16 protein-coding genes and 4 tRNA genes are annotated in these 23,037 nt (G+C 61.7%); 1 reads left to right on the top strand and 19 read right to left on the bottom strand.

The genetic code is table 11. The annotated features are described in order from the left end of the window. Positions 1 to 14 precede the first annotated feature (14 nt). On the bottom strand, positions 15 to 1,313 hold the full coding sequence (locus tag M2361_RS19250) for a serine/threonine protein kinase (RefSeq protein WP_259251249.1): 1,299 nt from the start codon (positions 1,311 to 1,313) through the stop codon (positions 15 to 17). Between the two features lie 152 nt (positions 1,314 to 1,465). Between M2361_RS19250 and M2361_RS19255 the strand changes: the two genes are divergently transcribed. Next, positions 1,466 to 1,858 (top strand): TssQ family T6SS-associated lipoprotein, encoded by a 393-nt coding sequence (locus M2361_RS19255; protein WP_259251250.1) that lies wholly within the window; start codon positions 1,466 to 1,468, stop codon positions 1,856 to 1,858. Positions 1,859 to 2,004: 146 nt separating this feature from the next. On the opposite strand, the gene rpoC is transcribed toward M2361_RS19255, so the two are convergent. The 18 genes from rpoC to M2361_RS19345 all read right to left on the bottom strand — a co-directional run bounded on the left by rpoC (position 2,005) and on the right by M2361_RS19345 (position 23,002). After that, entirely contained in the window at positions 2,005 to 6,249 is a 4,245-nt protein-coding gene (gene rpoC / locus M2361_RS19260) for a DNA-directed RNA polymerase subunit beta' (protein ID WP_259251251.1), read from the bottom strand. Further along, on the bottom strand, positions 6,249 to 10,361 hold the full coding sequence (gene rpoB, locus M2361_RS19265) for a DNA-directed RNA polymerase subunit beta (RefSeq protein WP_259251253.1): 4,113 nt from the start codon (positions 10,359 to 10,361) through the stop codon (positions 6,249 to 6,251). Before rpoB ends, rpoC begins: the two co-directional genes overlap by 1 nt. Positions 10,362 to 10,522: 161 nt before the next feature. Next, positions 10,523 to 10,903, bottom strand: a complete 381-nt coding sequence (gene rplL / locus M2361_RS19270) for a 50S ribosomal protein L7/L12 (protein ID WP_006216571.1) — start codon at positions 10,901 to 10,903, stop codon at positions 10,523 to 10,525. 81 nt (positions 10,904 to 10,984) lie between these two features. Further along, on the bottom strand, positions 10,985 to 11,509 hold the full coding sequence (rplJ, locus tag M2361_RS19275) for a 50S ribosomal protein L10 (RefSeq protein ID WP_006216572.1): 525 nt from the start codon (positions 11,507 to 11,509) through the stop codon (positions 10,985 to 10,987). 256 nt (positions 11,510 to 11,765) lie between these two features. Beyond that, positions 11,766 to 12,467: a 50S ribosomal protein L1 gene (gene rplA / locus M2361_RS19280; protein ID WP_006392088.1), complete on the bottom strand. Its 702-nt coding sequence runs from the start codon at positions 12,465 to 12,467 to the stop codon at positions 11,766 to 11,768. A 2-nt stretch (positions 12,468 to 12,469) separates the two neighbouring features. Beyond that, positions 12,470 to 12,901 (bottom strand): 50S ribosomal protein L11, encoded by a 432-nt coding sequence (rplK, locus tag M2361_RS19285; protein WP_046806050.1) that lies wholly within the window; start codon positions 12,899 to 12,901, stop codon positions 12,470 to 12,472. Between the two features lie 63 nt (positions 12,902 to 12,964). Next, the gene (gene nusG, locus M2361_RS19290) at positions 12,965 to 13,498 is read right to left on the bottom strand and encodes a transcription termination/antitermination protein NusG (RefSeq protein WP_006216576.1); all 534 of its coding nucleotides are present in this window, start codon (positions 13,496 to 13,498) and stop codon (positions 12,965 to 12,967) included. 9 nt (positions 13,499 to 13,507) lie between these two features. After that, a complete protein-coding gene (secE, locus tag M2361_RS19295; RefSeq protein ID WP_054428143.1) occupies positions 13,508 to 13,888 on the bottom strand; it encodes a preprotein translocase subunit SecE in 381 nt (126 codons plus the stop codon). Between the two features lie 64 nt (positions 13,889 to 13,952). After that, positions 13,953 to 14,028, bottom strand: a tRNA-Trp gene (locus tag M2361_RS19300). A 164-nt stretch (positions 14,029 to 14,192) separates the two neighbouring features. Next, positions 14,193 to 15,383, bottom strand: a complete 1,191-nt coding sequence (gene tuf, locus M2361_RS19305) for an elongation factor Tu (protein WP_006221899.1) — start codon at positions 15,381 to 15,383, stop codon at positions 14,193 to 14,195. 56 nt (positions 15,384 to 15,439) lie between these two features. After that, positions 15,440 to 15,514, bottom strand: a tRNA-Thr gene (locus tag M2361_RS19310). 12 nt (positions 15,515 to 15,526) lie between these two features. Next, positions 15,527 to 15,600, bottom strand: a tRNA-Gly gene (locus M2361_RS19315). A gap of 145 nt (positions 15,601 to 15,745) precedes the next feature. Continuing rightward, a tRNA-Tyr gene (locus M2361_RS19320) sits at positions 15,746 to 15,832 on the bottom strand. A 113-nt stretch (positions 15,833 to 15,945) separates the two neighbouring features. After that, positions 15,946 to 17,109, bottom strand: a complete 1,164-nt coding sequence (locus M2361_RS19325; protein WP_259251258.1) for an iron-containing alcohol dehydrogenase — start codon at positions 17,107 to 17,109, stop codon at positions 15,946 to 15,948. A 26-nt stretch (positions 17,110 to 17,135) separates the two neighbouring features. Further along, positions 17,136 to 18,524: an aldehyde dehydrogenase family protein gene (locus M2361_RS19330; RefSeq protein WP_259251259.1), complete on the bottom strand. Its 1,389-nt coding sequence runs from the start codon at positions 18,522 to 18,524 to the stop codon at positions 17,136 to 17,138. 30 nt (positions 18,525 to 18,554) lie between these two features. Beyond that, entirely contained in the window at positions 18,555 to 19,940 is a 1,386-nt protein-coding gene (locus tag M2361_RS19335) for a glutamine synthetase family protein (RefSeq protein WP_259251260.1), read from the bottom strand. 254 nt (positions 19,941 to 20,194) lie between these two features. Further along, positions 20,195 to 21,202: a tripartite tricarboxylate transporter substrate binding protein gene (locus M2361_RS19340; protein ID WP_259251262.1), complete on the bottom strand. Its 1,008-nt coding sequence runs from the start codon at positions 21,200 to 21,202 to the stop codon at positions 20,195 to 20,197. 201 nt (positions 21,203 to 21,403) lie between these two features. Further along, positions 21,404 to 23,002, bottom strand: coding sequence for a rhodanese-like domain-containing protein (locus M2361_RS19345; protein WP_259251530.1), 1,599 nt, complete (start codon positions 23,000 to 23,002; stop codon positions 21,404 to 21,406). Positions 23,003 to 23,037 lie beyond the last annotated feature (35 nt).

Below are 23,037 nucleotides of genomic sequence, written 5' to 3' on the forward strand. Positions count from 1 at the left end.
GCCAGTCCGGCGCATCACTGGAAGGTGTGGGAAATTACCGCCGGCTTGCCGGCCTTGATTTCAAGCGTTCCCCGGTACGGCGGCAGGTCCGCATTGCGCAGCACCACCTGGTACTTGCCGGGTATCAAGCGTATTTCCTTGACTGGCGGGCTGATGCCGCGCGCCACACCGTTGACCCAGACTTCTCCCCAGGGGCGGATGTCCAGGCGCACCCGGACAGGCACACCCATAGGCTTGGGTTTGTTGGCTACACCGTCGGCAGCCGTGGCCGCATCAGCAGGTGCCGGGGCTTGGGCGCCCGGCGTGGCCGCGGCCAACGGGGGCTGGGATGGCTCGGACGCTATTGCCGGCGCATTCTGCGCCCCGGATGGTGTGGCCGTCGCCGGCTCGACGGGCGTAGCGGGCGCAGCGGGGGTGGCCGGCACTTGTTGCGGCGCGGCGGGCGCGGCGGGAGGCGTGGCCACGACCGCGGGCGGCACGGCAGCTGGAGGCATCGGGTGCACGGCCGGCGGGTTGGGCATGACCACTTCGGAACGGGTGATCAGCGCATTGGGCGCGCCCTTGCCCCAGTGAAACCAGCCATACACGCCGATGCCGATCAAGGCCAGAAGCGCCAGCATTCCCAGTAACGGACGACGACTACGGCTTGGCTTGCGCACCGCCGCCGCCGCGGGCGGTGGCGTGTTGCTGGCACCGGCGACGAGATCTGCCTCGTCCGGAGATGGCTCGATATACGCGGCCACCCCCAACAGGGCAGCCAGCTCAGCCAAGGTCTGCGGCCGGTCAGCCGGCAACATTGCCAGGCCGCTATCAATGACGGACAGAAATTCCGGGTTGTATTTGGACAGGCCCAGCGACGTCAACGGTTCGTAGGCATCCTCGGCGCGCCGCTCTGGAGCGGGCGACGGCCGATGCCCGGTCACCAAGGCATACATCACCGCGCACAACGCGTAGATGTCGCTCCACGGGCCTCTGGGCCATTCCATGGAATCGGTATACAGCTCAAACGGCGCAAAACCGGGCGTCGGACTGCGGCTCGCACGACGCGAGCGCGCAACAACCAGTTCGGGCAGCAAATGGGCGCGCGCGTTCTCGTCCATCCCCACGGTGTCCAGCGAGATATCGCCACAAATCTCACCCTGCGCGTGCAGGGCGATCAGCGAGGGCAACAGGTCGGAGACAAGCCGCTTGATGCGAGATTCCGGCACGCCTCCCGCCATGCTGGCGGCGATCGCGCTCAATGGACGCAAGGCAAGCGGCGCGGCGCCTGAAAACGGCCCACGCGGCGTCAAGAGGCCGGTGGAGGAAGACATGATGGAAATTGCGCTCATGCGCGGAGTGATGCGAAGATGGAATAGTGTGAATATTATCCAATCCGCAACACCAGGACATTGCCGAAGATGTCCGAGCGCATCAGGCTGTGGCACGATTACGCTTCGCCCAATCCTCCTCCCCCTTATAAGCTATGAAAATTCGCCTTCTGAGCAGCCTGCTCGGCGCGACAGTATTGCTGGCGGGCTGCGCCGGGATCTCGTCGCAACCCGAAAGCCCGCCCAGCGCCGAGGCACTGGCTCAATTGCAACAAGTCCGCGACACCTACGGCGCGGGCCGGTACGGGGAGGTCATCCGCACCGTCGCCACCTCTGATACCTTGGCCTCATCGACGAAGGCGGTACGCATCGAGGCCTATAAGCTGCAGGCGTTCAGTTACTGCGTGAGCCGCTACGCTCAGTTGTGCGAAGACAGCTTTGCCCGCATCCTGGCGCTGGATCCTGCATTTGAACTAGCGCCGAATGAAGCCGGGCATCCTTCCTGGGGACCCGTCTTCCAGCGAGCCCGCAACCAAGCGGTGAAGTAAACCTACGCACAAACCGTAAACAAAAAAGCGCAAACAAAAGACGAAAAAAAAAAGCGCAAAAAAAAGGCCGCTGATTCACATCAGCGGCCTTTTTGCTTCCAGCCCCAGCGCCGAGCCTGCGCGCGGGGACTTGTCCGGGTTTCCTCTTATTCGGCGGAATTCTCGGTGCCGGCGTCGGCAGCCGGGGCTTCTGCGTCCGCACCCACCGTGACCGGCGAGTCTTCGAACGGGTTGGCCTGCTGGCGAGCGGCTTCGCGTTCCGCCGCTTCCAGCTCTTCCTTGTCGCGGCGTGCGTGGTGGTAAGCCAAGCCGGTACCTGCCGGGATGAGGCGGCCGACGATGACGTTTTCCTTCAGGCCACGCAGGTCGTCGCGCTTGCCCATGATGGCGGCTTCGGTCAGGACACGCGTGGTTTCCTGGAACGAAGCGGCCGAGATGAACGAGTCGGTCGACAGCGAGGCCTTCGTGATACCCAGCAGCACGTTGTCGTAGGTTGCCGGGATACGCTCTTCGGCAGCCATGCGATCGTTGGCGTTCAGCAGTTCGGAGCGCTCAACTTGCTCGCCCGGGATGAACTCGGTATCGCCAGCATCAACGATGTTCACACGACGCAGCATCTGACGAACAATCACTTCGATGTGCTTGTCGTTGATCTTCACGCCCTGCAGACGGTAAACGTCTTGCACTTCGTCGACGATGTACGTCGCCAGCTTCTCGATGCCTTGCAGGCGCAGAATGTCGTGGGGATCGGCCGGGCCGTCCACGATCATTTCGCCCTTGTTCACCACTTGGCCGTCGTGCACCAGAACCTGCTTTTCCTTCGGAATCAGGAACTCGTGGCTCACGCCTTCCAGGTCGGTGATGACCAGACGCTGCTTGCCCTTCGTGTCCTTACCGAACGACACCGTACCGGTAACGTCGGCGAGCATGCCGGCGTCCTTCGGCGAACGGGCTTCGAACAGTTCGGCCACACGCGGCAGACCGCCGGTAATGTCGCGGGTCTTTTGCGATTCTTGCGGAATACGCGCCAGAACTTCACCCACGGCAACCTGCTGGCCGTCGCGCACGGTAATCAGCGCACCCACCGGGAACGAGATGTTCACCGAGTGATCGGTGCCGGCGATCTTGACGTCTTCGCCAGCTTCGTTGACCAGCTTGATCTGCGGACGCATGACGATCTTGCCGCCACGGGTCTTCGGCGTGATGACGACGAGCGTCGACAGGCCGGTGACTTCGTCCACCTGCTTGGCAACGGTCACGCCTTCTTCGATGTTCTCGAAGCGGACGGCGCCACCGTATTCCGACACGATCGGACGGGTCAGCGGGTCCCACGTCGCCAGACGCGCGCCAGCCTTCACGGCTTCGCCATCGCCCACCAGCACGGTCGCGCCGTACGGGATCTTGTGGCGTTCGCGTTCGCGGCCGTTGTCGTCGAAAATCGCCAATTCGCCCGAGCGCGAAATCGCCACACGCTCGCCCTTGGCGTTCGTGACATAGCGCATCGTGCTGGCAAAACCGACCTGACCGCTGGACTTGGTTTCCACCGCGCTGGCCAGAGCCGAACGCGACGCCGCGCCACCGATGTGGAACGTACGCATCGTGAGCTGCGTGCCCGGTTCACCGATGGACTGAGCAGCGATAACGCCGACTGCTTCGCCCTGGTTGACCGGCGAACCACGACCCAGATCGCGGCCGTAGCAGTGTGCGCACAGACCGTGGCGCGTTTCGCACGTCAGCGGGGTGCGGACCTTGACTTCGTCCACGCCGATGCGGTCGATGGTGTCGACCAGATCTTCGTCCAGCAGGGTACCGGCAACGATGGCCGTTTCCTGCGTGTCCGGGTTGATGATGTCCACGGCGGCAACACGACCCAGGATGCGGTCGCGCAGCGGTTCGATGACTTCACCACCTTCCACCAGGGCCTTCATGTTGTAGCCCAGCGACGTACCGCAATCGTCCTCGGTGATCACCAAGTCTTGCGTCACGTCGACCAGACGACGAGTCAGGTAACCCGAGTTTGCCGTCTTCAGTGCCGTATCAGCCAGACCCTTACGCGCGCCGTGAGTCGAGATGAAGTACTGAAGCACGTTCAGACCTTCACGGAAGTTCGCGGTAATGGGCGTTTCGATAATCGAGCCGTCCGGCTTGGCCATCAGGCCGCGCATACCGGCCAACTGACGGATCTGGGCGGCCGAACCGCGAGCGCCCGAGTCAGCCATCATGTAGATCGAGTTGAACGATTCCTGGCGCACTTCTTCGCCGTGACGGTTCACAACCGGCTCGGTGGCCAGTTGTTCCATCATCGCCTTGCCGACCTTGTCGCCAGCCTTGCCCCAGATGTCCACAACGTTGTTGTAGCGCTCTTGGGACGTGACCAGACCCGACGAGTACTGCTTGTCGATTTCCTTCACTTCGCGGCTGGCTTCAGCCAGGATGCCTTCCTTGGCGGTCGGGATCAGCATGTCGCCCATGGCGATCGAGATACCGCCGCGCGTGGCCAGCTTGAAGCCGGACTGCATCAGCTTGTCGGCGAAGATCACCGTGTCGCGCAGGCCGCAACGGCGGAACGACTGGTTGATCAGGCGCGAGATTTCCTTCTTCTTCAGTGCCTTGTTCAGCACCGTGAAGGGCAGGCCCTTCGGCAGAATTTCGGACAGCAGCGCGCGGCCGACCGTCGTCTCGTGACGGCGGATAACCGGTTGCCATTCGCCAGCCTCGTCGCGCTCGTGCTCTTTCAGACGCACGGTCACGCGGGATTGCAGCTCGACTTCGCCGTTGTCGTACGCACGTTGCACTTCAGCGACGTCGGTGAAGAAGATGCCTTCGCCGCGGCCGTTGATGCGCTCGCGCGTCGTGTAGTACAGACCCAACACGATGTCTTGGGACGGCACGATCGACGGTTCGCCGTTGGCCGGGAACAGCACGTTGTTCGACGCCAGCATCAGCGTGCGCGCTTCCAGCTGGGCTTCCAGCGACAGCGGCACGTGAACAGCCATCTGGTCACCGTCGAAGTCGGCGTTGAACGCCGCGCAAACCAGCGGGTGCAGCTGGATGGCCTTGCCTTCGATCAGGACCGGTTCAAACGCCTGGATGCCCAAACGGTGCAGCGTGGGCGCACGGTTCAGCATGACCGGGTGTTCGCGGATGACTTCTTCCAGGATGTCCCAAACCACGGGTTCCTGGCTTTCCACCAGCTTCTTGGCAGCCTTGATGGTCGTGGCCAGGCCCATCATCTCCAGACGATTGAAGATGAACGGCTTGAACAGTTCCAGGGCCATCAGCTTGGGCAGACCGCACTGGTGCAGTTTCAGCTGCGGACCCACCACAATGACCGAACGGCCCGAGTAGTCGACGCGCTTGCCCAGCAAGTTCTGACGGAAACGACCGCTCTTGCCCTTGATCATGTCGGCCAGCGACTTCAACTGGCGCTTGTTGGCGCCCGTCATGGCCTTGCCACGGCGGCCGTTGTCCAGCAGCGAGTCAACCGCTTCCTGCAGCATCCGCTTTTCGTTGCGCAGGATGATTTCCGGCGCCTTGAGCTCCAGAAGGCGCTTCAAGCGGTTGTTGCGGTTGATGACGCGGCGGTACAGGTCGTTCAGGTCGGAGGTCGCGAAGCGGCCGCCGTCCAGCGGCACCAGCGGACGCAGGTCCGGCGGCAGCACGGGCAGCACTTCCATGACCATCCACTCGGCCTTGATGCCCGACTTCTGGAAGCCTTCCAGCACCTTCAGGCGCTTGGAAATCTTCTTGATCTTGGCTTCCGAGCTGGTGGCCTTCAATTCGCCGCGCAGCGTTTCCACTTCGCGGTCGATGTCGATGGTACGCAACAGTTCGCGCACGGCTTCCGCGCCCATCAGGGCACGGAAATCGTCGCCGTACTCTTCGGTCTTGGCGAGGAAATCGTCGTCCGACATGATCTGGCCGCGCTTGAGCGGCGTCATGCCAGGTTCGATCACGCACCAGGCTTCGAAGTACAGAACGCGTTCGATGTCGCGCAGGGTCATGTCGAGCACCATGCCCAGACGCGACGGCAGGCTCTTCAGGAACCAGATGTGCGCGACGGGGCTGGCCAGCTCGATGTGGCCCATGCGTTCACGGCGAACCTTGGCAACGGTAACTTCAACGCCGCACTTTTCGCAGATCACGCCACGATGCTTCAGGCGCTTGTACTTGCCGCACAAGCACTCGTAGTCTTTGATCGGGCCAAAGATCTTGGAGCAGAACAAACCGTCACGTTCAGGCTTGAACGTGCGGTAGTTGATGGTCTCGGGCTTGCGAACTTCGCCGTAAGACCACGAACGGATCTTCTCGGGCGAGGCGATGCCGATCTTGATGGCATCGAATTGCTCGTCTTGCGAGACTTGCTTAAATAGGTCGAGTAGCGCTTTCATTAGTTACGCTCCAAATCCATGTCCAGGGCCAACGAGCGGATTTCCTTCACCAGCACGTTGAACGATTCCGGCATGCCGGCGTCGATGACGTGGTCGCCCTTGACGATGTTTTCGTATACCTTCGTACGGCCAGTGATGTCGTCCGACTTCACCGTCAGCATTTCTTGCAGGGTGTACGCGGCGCCGTATGCTTCCAGCGCCCACACTTCCATTTCCCCGAAACGCTGACCACCGAACTGCGCCTTACCACCCAGCGGCTGCTGCGTGACCAGCGAGTACGGACCCGTCGAACGCGCGTGCATCTTGTCGTCGACCAAGTGGTGCAGCTTCAGGTAGTGCATGTAGCCGACAGTCACGGGGCGCTCGAATTTCTCGCCCGTGCGGCCGTCAAACAGCCATGCCTGCGTACGCGAAGGCGTCAGTGCCATGCGCTCGGCGACGTCGTCCGGATAGGCCAGCTCCAGCATCGTGGTGATTTCCTCTTCCGTCGCGCCGTCGAAGACGGGCGTCGCGAACGGCACGCCGTTCTTGAGGTTCTGGGCCATTTCCATGACTTCTTCGTCGGTCAGCTCGTCGATGCGGGCGCCGGAACCGGTCGTGTTGTAGACCTTGTCCAGGTAAGCACGGACGTTCTTGACCTGCGCGGTGCGCTCGTCGCGCAGCAGATCGGCAATGCGGTGGCCCACGCCCTTGGCAGCCCAGCCCAAGTGCACTTCCAGCACCTGACCGACGTTCATCCGCGAGGGCACGCCCAGCGGGTTCAGAACGATGTCGGCCGGCGTGCCGTCAGCCATGTGCGGCATGTCTTCCACCGGGGTGATACGCGAAACCACACCCTTGTTACCGTGACGGCCTGCCATCTTGTCGCCAGGTTGCAGACGACGCTTCACGGCCAGGTAGACCTTGATCATCTTCAGCACGCCCGGGGGCAGCTCGTCGCCCTGCGTCAGCTTCTTGCGCTTCTCTTCGAAGGCCAGATCGAACTGGTGACGCTTCTGCTCCAGCGATTCCTTGGCTTGCTCCAGCACGACAGCGTGCGGCTCATCGGCCAGACGGATGTCGAACCACTGCCAGCGGTCCAGATCAGCCAGGTAAGCCTTGGTGATCGTGGCGCCCTTGGTCAGCTTGCGCGGGCCGCCGTTGACGGTCTTGTTGACCAGCATCTTTTCGATACGGTCGAACTGGTCGTTTTCAACGATGCGCAGCTGGTCGTTCAGGTCTTGGCGATAGCGGCGCAGTTCATCGTCAATGATGGACTGGGCGCGCTTGTCGCGCACGATGCCTTCACGCGTGAACACTTGCACGTCGATCACGGTGCCGGTCATGCCCGAAGGCACGCGCAGCGAGGTGTCCTTAACGTCGGACGCCTTCTCACCGAAGATGGCGCGCAGCAGCTTTTCTTCCGGCGTCAGCTGGGTTTCGCCCTTCGGCGTGACCTTGCCGACCAGCACGTCGTCGGCGCTGACTTCGGCGCCAATGTACGTGATGCCCGAATCGTCCAGACGGTTCAGTTGCGTCTCAGCCAGGTTGCTGATGTCGCGCGTGATTTCTTCCGGACCCAGCTTCGTGTCGCGGGCGACAACCGTCAGTTCCTCGATGTGCACCGAGGTGTAGCGGTCATCGGCAACAACCTTCTCGGAGATCAAGATCGAGTCTTCGAAGTTGTAGCCGTTCCACGGCATGAACGCGATCAGCATGTTCTGACCCAGGGCGAGTTCGCCCAGGTCGGTCGATGCGCCGTCAGCCAGCACGTCGCCCTTGGCGACCTTGTCGCCACGCTTGACGATAGGACGCTGGTTGATGTTCGTGTTCTGGTTGGAACGGGTGTACTTGATCAGGTTGTAGATATCGACACCGACTTCGCCGGCGACGTTTTCTTCGTCGTTCACGCGAATCACGACGCGCTCGGCATCAACGTGGTCGACCAGGCCGCCACGCAGTGCTTGCACGGTCGTGCCCGAGTCAACGGCCACGGTGCGTTCGATACCCGTACCCACGACCGGCTTTTCCGGACGCAGGCAAGGCACGGCCTGACGTTGCATGTTGGCGCCCATCAGTGCGCGGTTCGCGTCGTCGTGCTCAAGGAACGGAATCAGCGAAGCAGCCACCGACACGATCTGCGACGGGGCAACGTCCATGTAATGCACGTTGGCCGGCGACGTCAGCATCGTTTCGCCTGCTTCACGGCAAGCGACCAGGTCGTCAACGAAGGCGCCCTGCTCGTCCAGCGCGGCGTTAGCCTGTGCAATGACGTAGTGGCTTTCTTCGATGGCCGACAGGTAATCGATCTGCTCGCTGACGCGGCCGTCGATAATCTTGCGGTAAGGCGTTTCCAGGAAGCCGTACTCGTTCAAGCGAGCGTACAGCGCCATGGAGTTGATCAGACCGATGTTCGGGCCTTCCGGCGTTTCGATCGGGCAGACACGGCCGTAGTGGGTCGGGTGCACGTCGCGGACTTCAAAGCCGGCGCGCTCGCGGGTCAGACCGCCCGGGCCCAGTGCGGAAACGCGACGCTTGTGCGTGATTTCCGACAACGGGTTGGTTTGGTCCATGAACTGCGACAACTGGCTCGAACCGAAGAACTCCTTGATGGCAGCCGAGATCGGCTTGGAGTTGATCAGGTCGTGCGGCATCAGGTTTTCGGTCTCGGCTTGGCCCAGACGTTCCTTGACCGCGCGCTCGACACGCACCAGGCCGGCGCGGAACTGGTTTTCGGCCAGTTCGCCAACGCAACGCACGCGACGGTTGCCCAAGTGATCGATGTCATCGATCTGGCCACGGCCGTTACGCAGCTCAACCAGCACCTTGATGGTTTCAAGGATGTCTTCGTTGGTCAGCGTCATCGGGCCGGTGATGTCTTCACCACGGCCCAGACGGCTGTTGACCTTCATGCGGCCCACGCGCGACAGGTCGTACGTCTCTTCGCTGTAGAACAGACGTTGGAACAGCGCTTCCACCGCTTCTTCGGTGGGCGGCTCGCCAGGACGCATCATGCGGTAGATGGCAACGCGCGCGGCCATCTGGTCGGCGGTTTCATCGGTGCGCAGGGTTTGCGAGATGTACGGACCACGGTCCAGATCGTTCGTGTAGAGCGTCTGGATGTCGTAGACGTTCGAGGCGCGCAGGGCGCCCAGCACGCTTTCCGTGATCTCGTCGTTGGCGTTGGCGATGACTTCGCCGGTATCTTCGTCAACGATGTTCTTGGCCAGCACGCGGCCGTACAGGAAATCTTCCGGCACGGAGATGCGCTGGATGCCACCGGCAGCCAGGTCGCGCAAATGCTTGGCATTGATGCGCTTGTCTTTTTCGACGATGACCTTGCCATCGCGATCCGAGATGTCGAAGCGGGCCATTTCGCCCTTCCAACGCTCGGGCACGAATTCCATCATCGCGCCTTCGCTCTTCAACTCGAAGTTATCGAAGTCGAAGAAGTTGGCCAGGATGGATTCCGGCGTCATGCCGATGGCCTTGCACAGGATCGTGACAGGCATCTTGCGACGACGGTCGACGCGGAAGAACAGGACGTCCTTCGGGTCGAATTCGAAGTCCAGCCACGAGCCGCGGTAAGGAATCACGCGGGCCGAGAACAGGAGCTTGCCGGAGCTGTGCGTTTTGCCGCGGTCGTGTTCGAAGAACACGCCAGGCGAACGGTGCAGCTGCGACACGATGACACGCTCGGTGCCATTGATGACAAAGGAACCCGTGCCTGTCATGAGCGGAATTTCGCCCATGTAGACTTCCTGTTCCTTCACTTCCTTCACGGTCGGCTTGCTGACTTCGCGGTCAAGCAGCACCAGGCGGACCTTGGCTCGCAGGGGCGAGGCATAGGTCAGACCACGTTGCTGACATTCCTTGACATCGAACACCGGTTCGCCGAGCACGTAGCTCACGAACTCCAAGCGCGCCATACCGTTGTGACTAACGATCGGGAAAATCGACGAGAACGCCGCCTGCAAACCGTCGGCTACGCGATCGGACGGGGCGGTATCCGCCTGCAGGAAAGTTAGGTAGGATTGAAGCTGTGTCGCCAAAAGGAAAGGAACGTTTTGAACGTCTTCACGCTTGGCGAAGCTTTTGCGGATGCGCTTTTTTTCGGTGTACGAGTAAGGCATGAGCACTCCGACTCGAGGTTGCATGGGCCGTCAACCACGGCCCTAGGTGATACGACTCCAGGAAACCCCCCTGAAAGGGCATACCCCCAGTAGGGGTTTCCTGGAAACGCAAAAGCCCGGGGACTGCAAACTGTGCTGTCCCCGGGCAGTTGACGCAGGTCTTACTTGACTTCGACCTTGGCGCCAGCTTCTTCCAGCTTCTTCTTGGCGGCTTCGGCGTCAGCCTTGGCCACAGCTTCCTTGACGGGCTTCGGAGCGCCGTCAACCAGGTCCTTGGCTTCCTTCAGACCCAGACCGGTCAGCTCGCGCACGGCCTTGATGACGCTGACCTTGTTCGCGCCGGCTTCCAGCAGGACGACGTTGAACTCGGTTTGCTCTTCAGCAGCGGCGGCAGCGCCACCAGCGGCGGGAGCAGCAACAGCGACAGCGGCGGCAGCAGCCGACACGCCGAACTTCTCTTCCATTTCCTTGATCAGCTCGGACAGCTCGAGCACGGTCATGCCAGCGATGGCGTCAAGGATTTCAGCTTTGTTAAGTGCCATTTTTAAGAACTCCAAATATTTTGGTAATGCCAGGGTTTGGGTGTCGCTTCGTCGTTCAGCGAATTCCGGACAGCAGGGCGATTAGGCCGCTGCCTTTTGGTCGCGCACAGCCGCGAGGCCACGGGCGAACTTGGTCGGAACTTCGTTGAGCGTACGCACGAATTGCGCGATCGGGGCTTGCATGGTGCCAAGCAGTTTCGACAGCAACTCTTCGCGGGACGGCATGGTGGCCAAGGCCTTCACACCATCTTGAGTCAGCAGGCTGTTGGGCAATGCGCCCGCCTTGATGACCAGCTTGTCGTTGCTTTTCGCGAAACCAGCGATAACCTTGGCCGCCGAAACCGGATCAGTGCTGATGCCATAGATCAGCGGACCGGTCAGTTGCTCAGCCAACGGCTCGAAAGCCGTGCCGGCAACAGCACGACGGGCCAGCGAGTTCTTCAGAACTCGCAGATACACGCCCGATTCACGCGCAGTTTTGCGCAGTACGGTGACAGAGGCGACGTCCAGACCACGGTACTCAGCGATAACAATCGATTGTGCCTTGGCGACTTCTGCCGAGACTTCCTCGATTACCACCGCTTTCTCTTGACGATTGAGACTCACGGTTTGAACACTCCATCAAAAGACGCCTGGGGCCTGAGCCTTGCGCGTCAACCGAATGCGGCGCCTGGTCGAGTTCTTCGTGTAAAGAAATCTTCCTGGGGACGCCGTCTACGCTGGATCCGAACTAGATGAGCTTCGGGATTAAGCGGGGTACCGGGGGTGTCAGACACCGATCCACTACCCTGCTCCAGCGGTCTTTGACAGCAACATCCGGAGGAATCCGGATGCAGCCCAAAGTACGTTTACTGCTGTTGGCTTAGTTGGAAGCCGACAGCGAGGCAATTTCAACGCGAGCACCGCCGCCCATCGTGGACGAAACGGCCAGCTTGCGCAGGTAAATGCCCTTGGCAGCTGCGGGACGGGCCTTTTGCAGGGCGTCGACCAGAGCAGCCAGGTTGGTTTGCAGCTGTTCCACGCCGAACGACGCACGGCCGATCGTTGCGTGGATGATGCCAGCCTTGTCGGTACGGTACTGAACCTGACCGGCCTTGGCGTTCTTGACAGCGGTCGCGACGTCAGGCGTCACGGTGCCGACCTTCGGGTTCGGCATCAGGCCACGGGGACCCAGGATCTGGCCCAGGGCACCCACGACACGCATCGTGTCGGGCGAAGCGATGACCACGTCAAAGTCCATTTGACCGGCCTTGATCTGGTCAGCCAGGTCGTCCAGGCCAACGATGTCGGCGCCGGCGGCCTTGGCGGCTTCAGCCTTGTCGCCTTGGGCGAACACGGCAACGCGAACCGACTTGCCGGTGCCGGCGGGCAGAACGACCGAACCGCGAACCAGTTGGTCCGACTTCTTCGGGTCGATGCCGAGCTGCACGGCCACGTCAATGGATTCATTGAACTTGGCGACGGCGGTTTCCTTGACCAGGGTCAGGGCTTCAGCGACCGGGTACAGCTTGGTGCGGTCGATCTTTTGCGCAATAGCGGCTGCGCGCTTGGACAGTTTTGCCATGATTAGATCCCCTCAACCGTGATGCCCATGCTGCGGGCGCTGCCAGCGATCGTGCGCACAGCGGCGTCCAGATCAGCGGCGGTCAGATCGGGGCCCTTGGCCTTGGCGATTTCTTCAGCTTGCGCGCGGGTCAGCGTGCCGACCTTGTCGGTATGCGGCTTGGGCGAACCCTTTTGCACGCCAGCAGCCTTCTTGATGAGGACCGTCGCGGGCGGGGTCTTCATGATGAAGGTGAAGCTCTTGTCCGCGAAGGCGGTGATCACCACCGGAATCGGCAGACCAGGCTCCATGCCTTGGGTCTTGGCGTTGAACGCCTTGCAGAATTCCATGATGTTCAGGCCGCGTTGACCCAGTGCCGGGCCAATCGGGGGGGAGGGGTTAGCTTTACCAGCCGGTACTTGCAGCTTGATAAAGCCGACGATCTTTTTCGCCATGCTTTGCTCCTTGCGGGTTATATCGCCCCGGCGTTCTCAGCCTGGGCTCCCCGGGGGTTGAAATCAGGTCTTTTCGACCTGGCTGAAATCGAGTTCGACGGGTGTGGCACGACCAAAAATGGTGACCGACACGCGCACCTTGCTCTTTTCGTAATTGACTTCTTCGACGTTGCCGTTGAAGTCTGCAAACGGACCTTCCTTGACCCGAACCATCTCGCCCACTTCGAAAAGAATCTTGGGACGGGGTTTCTCGACACCCTCTTCCATTTGGGAGAGGATCTTCTCGACTTCCTTCTCGGAAATCGGGGTCGGACGGTTGCCCGAGCCACCCAAAAAGCCGGTGACGCGGTTCGTGTTCTTGACCAAATGCCACGTTTCGTCGGTCAGGTCCATTTCAACCAGGACATAACCAGGGAAAATGCGGCGTTCGGTGATCGATTTCTGACCACCCTTGACCTCGACGACTTCCTCGGAGGGCACAAGAATGCGGCCAAAAGACGTCTGCAAGGCCGCGCGCTCAATGCGCTCTACCAGGGCCTTGTGGACACTCTTTTCCATGCCGGAGTACACATGGACGACATACCAACGCTTACTCATTCGCCGTCCTTATTTCCAGCCCAACAACAGGCCGTAAAGAATCCATTCGATGCCCTTGTCGAGCACCCACATGAAAATGCCCATGACAGCCACGAACGCAAAAACGATACCCGTCATCTGGGTCGTTTCCTTGCGGGTGGGCCATGCGACGCGCTTGACTTCGTTGTAGGACTCGCTGGCAAAGCTCAGGGTGCGGCGGCCGGGTTCGCTGAACCAGGCGATTACGGCTGCAATCACAAGGCCGCCGACGAACACGCCGATACGAGCAGGCATCGGCTGTGCGCTGAGCACGGAAAACCCGACGATGCCAGCAATAACGACGAGAACCGCCAGCCCGAGCTTGAGCCGGTCGGCGGTACTGGTTACGGTTTCTACGCTGGTATTAGACATATTGCGACGCGAGCCGCCGTGAATGCGTAACTCGCGATGATCTCCCGCGGGTTTATCCTGGCGGTGGCAGGGGCAGTAGGAATCGAACCTACAACCTTCGGTTTTGGAGACCGACGCTCTGCCAATTGAGCTATGCCCCTAAAACACTACTGGCTTGCACTACATTCACTGGCTTTCCCGGCCTTCGCATGACCAGCCTCTTGGGCTATTCACTGCTTAAGGTTACGGAGCCAAACATCATAACACTTTTACGGCAAAAATGGGTAGAGGGACTTTTCGTCCTCTCTACCCACTTGGGTATTGCTTACTTCAGGATCTTGGCGACGACGCCGGCGCCGACGGTACGACCGCCTTCACGGATGGCGAAACGCAGGCCTTCTTCCATGGCGATCGGAGCCAACAGCTTGACCGTCATGGCCACGTTGTCGCCCGGCAGAACCATTTCCTTGTCGGCCGGCAGCTCGATCGTGCCCGTCACGTCCGTCGTGCGGAAGTAGAACTGGGGACGATAGCCTTGGAAGAACGGAGTGTGACGGCCGCCTTCTTCCTTGGACAGGATGTACACCTCGGACGTGAAGTCCGTGTGCGGCGTGATCGAGCCCGGCTTGGCCAACACTTGGCCACGCTGGACGTCTTCACGCTTGGTGCCGCGCAGCAGAATGCCCACGTTGTCGCCGGCTTGACCTTGGTCGAGCAGCTTGCGGAACATTTCAACGCCCGTGCAAGTCGTCTTGACCGTCGGCACCAGGCCCACGATTTCGATTTCTTCGCCGACCTTCACGATGCCGCGTTCGATACGGCCGGTAACCACCGTGCCGCGACCCGAGATCGAGAACACGTCTTCAACCGGCATCAGGAACGTGCCGTCCACGGCGCGCTCGGGCGTCGGGATGTACGAATCCAGTGCAGCGGCCAAAGCCATGATGGCTTGCTCGCCCAGTTCGCCCTTGTCGCCTTCCAGCGCCAGCTTGGCCGAACCCTTGACGATCGGGGTGTCATCACCTGGGAAGTCGTACTTCGACAGAAGTTCGCGAACTTCCATTTCCACCAGCTCGAGCAGCTCGGCGTCGTCAACCATGTCAGCCTTGTTCAGGAAGACGATGATGTACGGCACGCCAACTTGGCGGCTCAGCAGGATGTGTTCACGCGTTTGCGGCATCGGGCCGTCAGCGGCCGACACAACCAGGATCGCGCCGTCCATTTGCGCCGCGCCCGTGATCATGTTCTTCACATAGTCAGCGTGGCCCGGGCAGTCAACGTGAGCGTAGTGACGCGCTTCCGTTTCGTACTCGACGTGGGCGGTGTTGATCGTGATGCCGCGAGCCTTTTCTTCAGGAGTCGCATCGATCTGGTCGTAGCCCTTGGCTTCGCCACCGAACTTGTTCGACAGAACGGTCGTGATAGCTGCCGTCAACGTCGTTTTGCCGTGGTCAACGTGACCAATCGTACCCACGTTCACGTGCGGCTTGGTACGTTCAAACTTGCCTTTTGCCATGGCTGACTCCTGACCTGGATTGCGCTTCAGACTGAAGAAAAGAACTTGGAAATTTGTGGTGCCCATGGCGCGGATCGAACGCGCGACCTCTCCCTTACCAAGGGAGTGCTCTACCACTGAGCCACATGGGCATTTAAAAATCTTGGAGCGGGTGAAGGGAATCGAACCCTCGTCGTAAGCTTGGAAGGCTTCTGCTCTACCATTGAGCTACACCCGCGGCATACCCATTCACCATCTCATCTCCCAAACTCTCAAAATCAAGGCCTGGGGAACCTTACAACCTTCTTTGCGAAGGCCGCCCAGTTCCCTAGGCCTAATTTTAAAATCCAGGCAGACATCGCCTGGATTAAGAGTTGGGTCTCTGGTGGAGGAGATTGGATTCGAACCAATGTAGGCGCAAGGCCAACAGATTTACAGTCTGCCCCCTTTAACCACTCGGGCACCCCTCCAGCGGAGAACTTGAGATTATGAACACTTTCGAATCCGGTGTCAAACCTTCCGGCTGAAAATATTCAAAAACTTTTGTTCGACCACTCGCGTTTCCGCGCAGAGGGGGCGAAGTTTACAGGTTTCCGCGAATTGATGCTCGCAAAAGTTGCGAATAGTCTTCGGCGGTGAAATTTACCGGATTGGTTGCGCCTGACGGATCTTCGCTGGCCATGCGCCCTACCCGCTCGGCCTGGCCCTCGTCGATGCCGATCTCGGCCAGCGTGTGGGGAATGCCGACGGCCTGGCGCAGCCGCAATACCCAATCAAGCACCGCGCCCGGCCCCGTGGCCGGCAGGTCCAGGTAACGCGCCAGCGCTTCCAACCTGGGCGCCACCGCGTGCTGGTTCGCCTTGAGCACATAAGGCATCAAGATGGCATTGAGCATGCCGTGATGCGCGTCGTACAGCGCCCCCAAAGGATGCGCCAGGGCGTGCATGGCGCCCAGGCCGCGCTGGAAGGCGGTGGCGCCCATGGTGGACGCCACGAGCATTTGCTGGCGCGCCTGCACATTCGAGCCGTCCGCCACCACTTGGGGCAGGTATTCCTTGATCATTCGCATGCCTTCGATGGCGATGCCCGCCGCCATCGGGTGAAAGAACGGCGAGCAATACGCCTCGAGATTGTGCGACAACGCGTCCATGCCGGTTGCGGCGGTGATCCCGGGCGGCAGGCCGAGCGTCAGCTCGGCGTCCAGAATCACGATGGCCGGCAACATTCGCGCGTGGAAGATGATGCGCTTGACCTCCGCGACTTCATCCGTGATGACGGATGCCCGCCCGACTTCCGATCCGGTACCCGCCGTAGTCGGCACGGCCACCACCGGCGCCATGCCGGTGACGTTCACGCGCTGATAGTTGTCGCCGATATCTTCGAAGTCCCATAAGGGACGATCCTGCCCCACCATCAACGCGATCGCCTTGGCCGCATCCAGCGCGGAACCACCACCGAAGGCGATGACGCCGTCGTGGTCGCCTTGCTGGTAGGCCGCCACGCCGTCTTCAACATTGCGCCCGGTGGGATTTCCCTTGATCCCATGAAAGACCGCACACGCCAGGCCCGCTTTGTTGCACGCCTGCACGGCGTTTGCCACCATCGGCAAGGGGGCCAGGCCCGGATCGGTGACGAGCAGCGGGCGCGTCATGCCAAGTTCGCGGCACCATTGAGGCAGCTCCGCCGCCCGGCCCGGGCCGGCCTTGATTGCAGTCGGATAGTTCCAGTTAACGCTGGGCACGGTCATGGTTCGGTTCCTGAAGACATCTTGGATCAGACGGTTCGCAGATGGAAGGACTTGGCCTGGGTAAGCTGTTCGTAGCCGATGGCTGACAAGGACACGCCACGGCCCGTGTTCTTCACGCCCGTCCAGGCCAGGGCCGGATCCAGGTAGTCGCAGCGATTCATGAAGAATGTGCCGGTGCGCACTTGCGCACCAAGCGCCAGCGCGGCTGCCTCATCTTGCGTGTACACCGCCGCCGTCAGGCCATAGGGGCTGTCGTTCATCAATGCGACGGCCTCATCATCACCCGCGACCGGCATGATGCCGACGACAGGCCCGAAGCACTCTTCGCTCATGATGCGCATGCGATGGTTTACTCGCGTAAGGATGGCCGGGGCAACATAACACGAGCTTTCACTCGCATTATTAAAATGCGACGGATCCATCATGTTTTGAGCGCCTGCCGAAATGGCTTCGCCAACAACATCACGAATTTCCGCTGCGGCGCGGGCACGAACCACTGGGCCCAAGGTCGTGGTTTCGTGAAGCGGGTTGCCCAACACATAAGCCTTGGTCAGGGCCACGGCTCGTTCGACGAAGTCGTCGTATCGCGCCTGCGCCACGTAGATGCGTTGAATACCGCAGCAGGACTGGCCAGAATTGAAGAACGCGCCGTCGACCAGGGATTCAACCGCGTGCTCCATATTGGCGTCGTCCCGCACATAGGCGGGATCGTTACCCCCCAGCTCCAAGCCCACCCCGATGAACCGGCCCGCCGCGCTTTCCTCGACAACACGCCCCCCGCGCACCGAACCCGTGAACGACACGTAGCCGATCTCCGGCGCTCGGATCAGCCTTTGCACCGTGTCATGATTCGCATGCAGGTACTGGAACACGCCCTGCGGCACGCCGGCGTCGCGGAATGCGCGGTCAAGCAATTCCGCACACAAGGGCGTCTGATCGGAGTGCTTCAGAATCACGGTGTTGCCGGCCATCAAGGCCGGCACGATGCTGTTCACGGCGGTCAGCAGCGGGTAATTCCAGGGCGCGATGGTCAATGCAACGCCAATCGGCTCACGACGAATGAAGCGCGTGAAACCCGGCTGCTCGGGCACCTGTATGGGCGCCAGCGCTTCGTCGGCAATCGAGATCATGTGGCGGGCGCGAGCCTCGAAGCCATCCACTTCGCCCGGCGTGTAGCGCAAAGGACGGCCCATCTGAATCGTGATCGCGCGGGCAATTTCGTTGCGGGCCGCGACAACCTGATCAATCGCCGCCGATACGATGCGCCCCCGCTGCGCGATGCCCAGCGCCTGCCAGGCCGGCTGCGCGGACTGCGCCTGTGCCAGCGTGCGCGAGATCAGCGCGTCACTGGCGTAAGCACGCCGGACGACTTCGCGTCCGTTGACGGGACTGATGGTGATGAGTTCCTCGGTCATGGTGGCCCTATGCAAACAGTTGGATTCGGATCAGATGATCTCGAAATAGCGCGCAAGCTCCCAGTCGGTGACATGGCGCCGGAATTGGCGTTCTTCCCATTCCCGGGTGGCCGCATAGTGTTCGACGAAGGCGTCGCCAAACAAGTGGCGCGCGGCCTCGGATTCGCGCAGGCGTTGCGCGGCTTCCCACAGCGTGGTGGGCAGGCGCAAATGCGCGGGGAATTGCTGGGTGTAGGCGTTGCCCTGCACCATTGGTTCCGGCACCAGGCCCAGCTGAATGCCGTACAACCCGGAAGCCAATGCGGCGGAGAGCGCCAGATACGGATTGGCATCCGCCGAACCGATGCGCACTTCCACGCGCTGAGACTTATCGCTACCGGGGATGAGGCGCAACGCGGTGGTGCGGTTCTCCATGCCCCAGGTGGCGTCCAGCGGCGCCCAATACCCCGGCACCAGCCGCGAATAGCTGTTGATGGTCTGCGCATAGAGCGCCATGAATTCCGGCAGATAGCGTTGCACGCCCGCCATGAACGACACCTGCACCGCGCTCATGCCATGCGGTTGCGATTCATCGTAGAAGGCCGAGCGGCCACTTTTTGTGTCACGCAAGGAAAGATGAATGTGGCCGCTCTGCCCGGGATGGTCGTGCGACCACTTCGCCATGAACGTCGCCATCAAGCCGTTCTGCTGCGCTAACGCCTTGGTGAACGTCTTGAACAAAAAGGCCTTGTCGCCCGCGGCCGCGGCCTTGTCGACGGCGATGGCCGCTTCCAGCACGCCCGGCCCCGTTTCCGTATGCAAGCCTTCGATGGGCATGTCCATGCGTTCGCACATGTCCAGCAACTTGCGGTAGAAGTCGCCTTCGACCGTGCTGCGCAGCATGGAATAGCCGAAGTTGCCTGGCGTCCAGTTCTCCATATTGCGATAGTGCTTCGCGCGCACGGAGTGCGGCGTTTCACGGAACATGAAGAACTCATATTCCAGCGCGGCGTAGACCTCGTAGCCCATGCCCTCTGCAAGATCCAGCGTACGTTGCAGCAAGCGGCGCGGGCAGATGGCGGCCGCATCGCCTTCGAACTCGGCCAGGAACAGCAGCATGTCTTCGCCCCCAGGACCCTGCTCGAGTGGCAGTCGGCGGCCGGTGTGGGGCAGGATGCGCAGCTTGGCATCGGGATAGGCAGTGTGCCACCCGGTGTACTTGGTGTTGTCGTAGAGTTGGTCATCCAGATCCCAACCTAACACCACGTCGCAAAACGCCAAGCCCGAGCGCAACGCAGCCAGGAATTTGTCGCGCCGCAGGTACTTGCCCAACATGACGCCGTCCACGTCGGACAAGCCCACCTTGATATGCGAAAGCGGACTGGCTTGCACCAGCCGTTCCGCGTCTTCCACCGTTGCTACCCCTAGTGAATGCATGCTCGTTCACCTTGTGGCTGAAGCCTTGCGTTGGACTGCGGGCAGACGCCACGGCGCTCCTTGCCGAACAAGGGAACATCGCGTGGCGTGCTCTCAGGGTTTCTCCGAGTCTAGACACCTTGCCGCGAATTTGCAGCCTTGGGCATGCAGTAGTTTCCCTAAGTAGGTCGCAAGCGATTCCCGCAGTGCATGGCCAACGCACCACGCAAAACAGGCGGCACACGGCCGCCTGTTGCTGACACCTCGAGCAAGACTTAGTCCAGCGACACGCCCGCCGTCTTCACCATGTCGGCCCAATAAACCGTGTCTTCCTGCAGGCGCGTCTTGAACGCATCAGGCTGGCTGCCCACCGGCCAACTTCCACCGCTGTTGATCTTTGCAATCACCTTGGGCGACTTCATCGCCTGGCTGACCGCTTGCGCCAGATAGGCGACGCGCTCGGCCGGTGTGCCCGCCGGGGCGAACAGGCCGTACCAGTCGTCAGCCGTGATGCCATCCAGGCCGCTTTGCTTCAGCGTGGGCGCGCCCTTGAAGATGCCGACGCTGTTCTCATGGCTCAATGCCAGAACGCGCAGCTTGCCGGCGGCCACCATGGGTTCGGCCGACGCCGGCGAGGTGATCAGCATGTCGACCGTGCCGCCCATCAGGTCAGTGATGGCCGGCGCCGCGCCGCGGTACGGCACGTGCACCAGGGTCACGCCCGCTTTCTTGGACACCAGCGCGCCCATCAGATGGCTCATGGTGCCATTGCCCGGCGTAGCGTAGGTGATGATGCCCGGTTGCTTGCGCGCGGCCTCCAGGTAGTCGGCCAAGGTCTTGTACGGGCTCTCGGTGCGCGCCACCAGCACGAGCGGCGCGGACGTGATCTGTGAGATGGGCATGAAATCCTTGACGGGATCAAAGCCGACGTTCTTGTACAGACGCGGATTGACGGCCATGACGCTCGTCTGCGACATCACCAGGGTGTAGCCGTCGGGCTTGGCACGCGAGACCTGCGCCGTGCCGACATTGCCGCCCGCGCCAGAGCGGTTTTCCACGACGACGCTTTGGCCCGTGATGGCCCCCAACTCTTGCGCGATCAAGCGGGCCACATTGTCGTTGCCACCCCCAGGCGGAAACGGCGACACCACCGTAATGGCCTGTTTTGGATAGTCGGCCGGCGCCTGTAGGTTCTGTGCTTGGGCCTGGACGCTCGCGCCCCCCATCAAGGCGGCAACGGCCAACGCGACGGCGCCGCAAGTGTGCAATGCGTGGTGCTTCATCTGGATTTCCCCTTGTCGTGGTGGCCGGATACCCGGCCATCCTTTGCATTCCGGTTCGCCATGAACCGTCCGCACCCCGTCGGCAACTGCCGCCGGGGCGTATTAATCGGGTTGATGCATCTGGTGTGCCGCGCGGTCTCTGCGGACCATTGCGGCGGTGGCGCTATCTGGTGCTATCCGGCACGCTGTGGCGTGTCCGCGTCAGCTTGCCGGAAAGCGGTACGTTGCCAACTCGCGTTCATCAATCTGCTTGACCAGGTTGGTCTCCCACGCCAGGTATTGGCGCGCCGCGGCCTTGTTGCCGTCGTGGCGGTCATGCACGAAGAACAGGTAGTCGATGCAGGCTTCGTCCGAAGGCACGGCGGGCGTGACTTCAAGCGCGATGCCCGCTGCCGACCAACTGGCTGGCGTGCCGGTGTTCACCTTGATGTCATGCAGACCCAAGGCACGCAAATCTTCTGCTGCCCATGCGGCCAAGTCGGCGTCGTCGGCCAGCAGGACGACGGGACGCGCGGGGTCCAGGTTCAAGCGGTCCAGACGCGGGCGAATGGACCACTGCGCGCCGGCGATATGCCCGGCGCGATAACGCATGCCTGCGCGGATATCGACAGCCTGCGCGCCCTGCGGCAAGGCTGCCGCCAGCGCCGCGTCGGTCAAGACAGAGAGATGTGGCGTCCGCGACCTCGGCGCCTCGTGCGACAAGGCGGCATGAACGCCCTCTTCCAGCACGCAAGCATCCCAGCCCATCTGCCGCAGCCAGCTCGCCACGACCGGCGCGCGCACGCCTTCGGCGTCGAACACCACGATCCGCGCGCCACGCACGGCCAGGTACTGGTCGGTGGCCTGCACCAGTTGGCCGCCGGGCGTGTGCTGCGCCCCCGGCAAGGAGCCTTGCGCGAACTCTTCGGCGCTGCGCACGTCGCACAGGAACGTCGTGCGGGTCGTGTCCAGCAGCCATGCCTGCACCGTGCGGGCATCCACCACCGGCACGTCATGGCGCTTGGCGAGTTGTGCCGATCGCGCAGCCAGCGCGGGCAGCGCTTCCGGCGACACGCCGTCGTCATAGCGGCGACGCGCGCCGTGTTCCAGTTCCAGGTCTTCCAGATACCAGCCCTGCGTGCCGTTCTCAAGCGCGTAGACAGGGTTGGGCACTCCCAGGTTGATCAGCGTCTGTGCGCCAATGATGCTGCGTGTGCGGCCGGCGCAGTTGATGACGATGGTTGTGTCCGGATTCTTGACCAGCGTGTGAGCGCGCAGCGCCAATTCACCGTTCGGGCAGCAGATGCCGCCGGGGATGCTCATTTTTTGGTATTCGGCATAAGGCCTGCCGTCCAGCACAATCAGATCGTCGCCACGCCGTTGGCGCTCGGCCAGTTCGCGGGCGCCGATGCGGGGGGTGTGGAAAACTTCTTCGGCCAATTCGCCGAAGGTTTTGCTGGGCACATTCACGCCGGCGAACGCGGCGTACCCGTCGCGCTGCCATTGGGCAATGCCGCCGGCCAGACGATGCACGTTGCCGTAGCCAAGCCTGGCCAAGGCGCGGGCGGCGCGTTCCGCCGTATGGTCATCGCCTCCGTTGTCGTACACCACCACGCGCACGTCGTGGCGCGGGGCCAGGCGCACGATGTCCACCTCCAGCCGGCTATACGGCACAGGTGCGGCGAAAAACAGATGGGACTCGCCGTACTGCCCGTGTTCGCGCACATCCAGCAAGGCGATCTCGCGGCCATCGTGCAGCCACTGCTTGAGCGTGTGGGGATCAACGGCTGCGATGGAAGGGGCGGAGGTGGGATGCGTCATGGAATTTAAAGGGATCCGGGTAGATAAGCTCAGTG

This window comes from Achromobacter sp. JUb104 (assembly GCF_024806975.1).
GTDB classification, from domain to species: Bacteria; Pseudomonadota; Gammaproteobacteria; order Burkholderiales; family Burkholderiaceae_B; genus Achromobacter; species Achromobacter spanius.

Excerpts from the sequence above, each read along its gene's own strand:
- M2361_RS19250 (WP_259251249.1), bottom strand. The coding sequence starts at position 1,313 with ATGTCTTCCTCCACCGGCCTCTTGACGCCGCGTGGGCCGTTTTCAGGC.
- M2361_RS19255 (WP_259251250.1), top strand. The coding sequence starts at position 1,466 with ATGAAAATTCGCCTTCTGAGCAGCCTGCTCGGCGCGACAGTATTGCTG.
- rpoC (WP_259251251.1), bottom strand. The coding sequence starts at position 6,249 with ATGAAAGCGCTACTCGACCTATTTAAGCAAGTCTCGCAAGACGAGCAA.
- rpoB (WP_259251253.1), bottom strand. The coding sequence starts at position 10,361 with ATGCCTTACTCGTACACCGAAAAAAAGCGCATCCGCAAAAGCTTCGCC.
- rplL (WP_006216571.1), bottom strand. The coding sequence starts at position 10,903 with ATGGCACTTAACAAAGCTGAAATCCTTGACGCCATCGCTGGCATGACC.
- rplA (WP_006392088.1), bottom strand. The coding sequence starts at position 12,467 with ATGGCAAAACTGTCCAAGCGCGCAGCCGCTATTGCGCAAAAGATCGAC.
- rplK (WP_046806050.1), bottom strand. The coding sequence starts at position 12,901 with ATGGCGAAAAAGATCGTCGGCTTTATCAAGCTGCAAGTACCGGCTGGT.
- nusG (WP_006216576.1), bottom strand. The coding sequence starts at position 13,498 with ATGAGTAAGCGTTGGTATGTCGTCCATGTGTACTCCGGCATGGAAAAG.
- secE (WP_054428143.1), bottom strand. The coding sequence starts at position 13,888 with ATGTCTAATACCAGCGTAGAAACCGTAACCAGTACCGCCGACCGGCTC.
- tuf (WP_006221899.1), bottom strand. The coding sequence starts at position 15,383 with ATGGCAAAAGGCAAGTTTGAACGTACCAAGCCGCACGTGAACGTGGGT.
- M2361_RS19325 (WP_259251258.1), bottom strand. The coding sequence starts at position 17,109 with ATGACCGTGCCCAGCGTTAACTGGAACTATCCGACTGCAATCAAGGCC.
- M2361_RS19330 (WP_259251259.1), bottom strand. The coding sequence starts at position 18,524 with ATGACCGAGGAACTCATCACCATCAGTCCCGTCAACGGACGCGAAGTC.
- M2361_RS19335 (WP_259251260.1), bottom strand. The coding sequence starts at position 19,940 with ATGCATTCACTAGGGGTAGCAACGGTGGAAGACGCGGAACGGCTGGTG.
- M2361_RS19340 (WP_259251262.1), bottom strand. The coding sequence starts at position 21,202 with ATGAAGCACCACGCATTGCACACTTGCGGCGCCGTCGCGTTGGCCGTT.
- M2361_RS19345 (WP_259251530.1), bottom strand. The coding sequence starts at position 23,002 with ATGACGCATCCCACCTCCGCCCCTTCCATCGCAGCCGTTGATCCCCAC.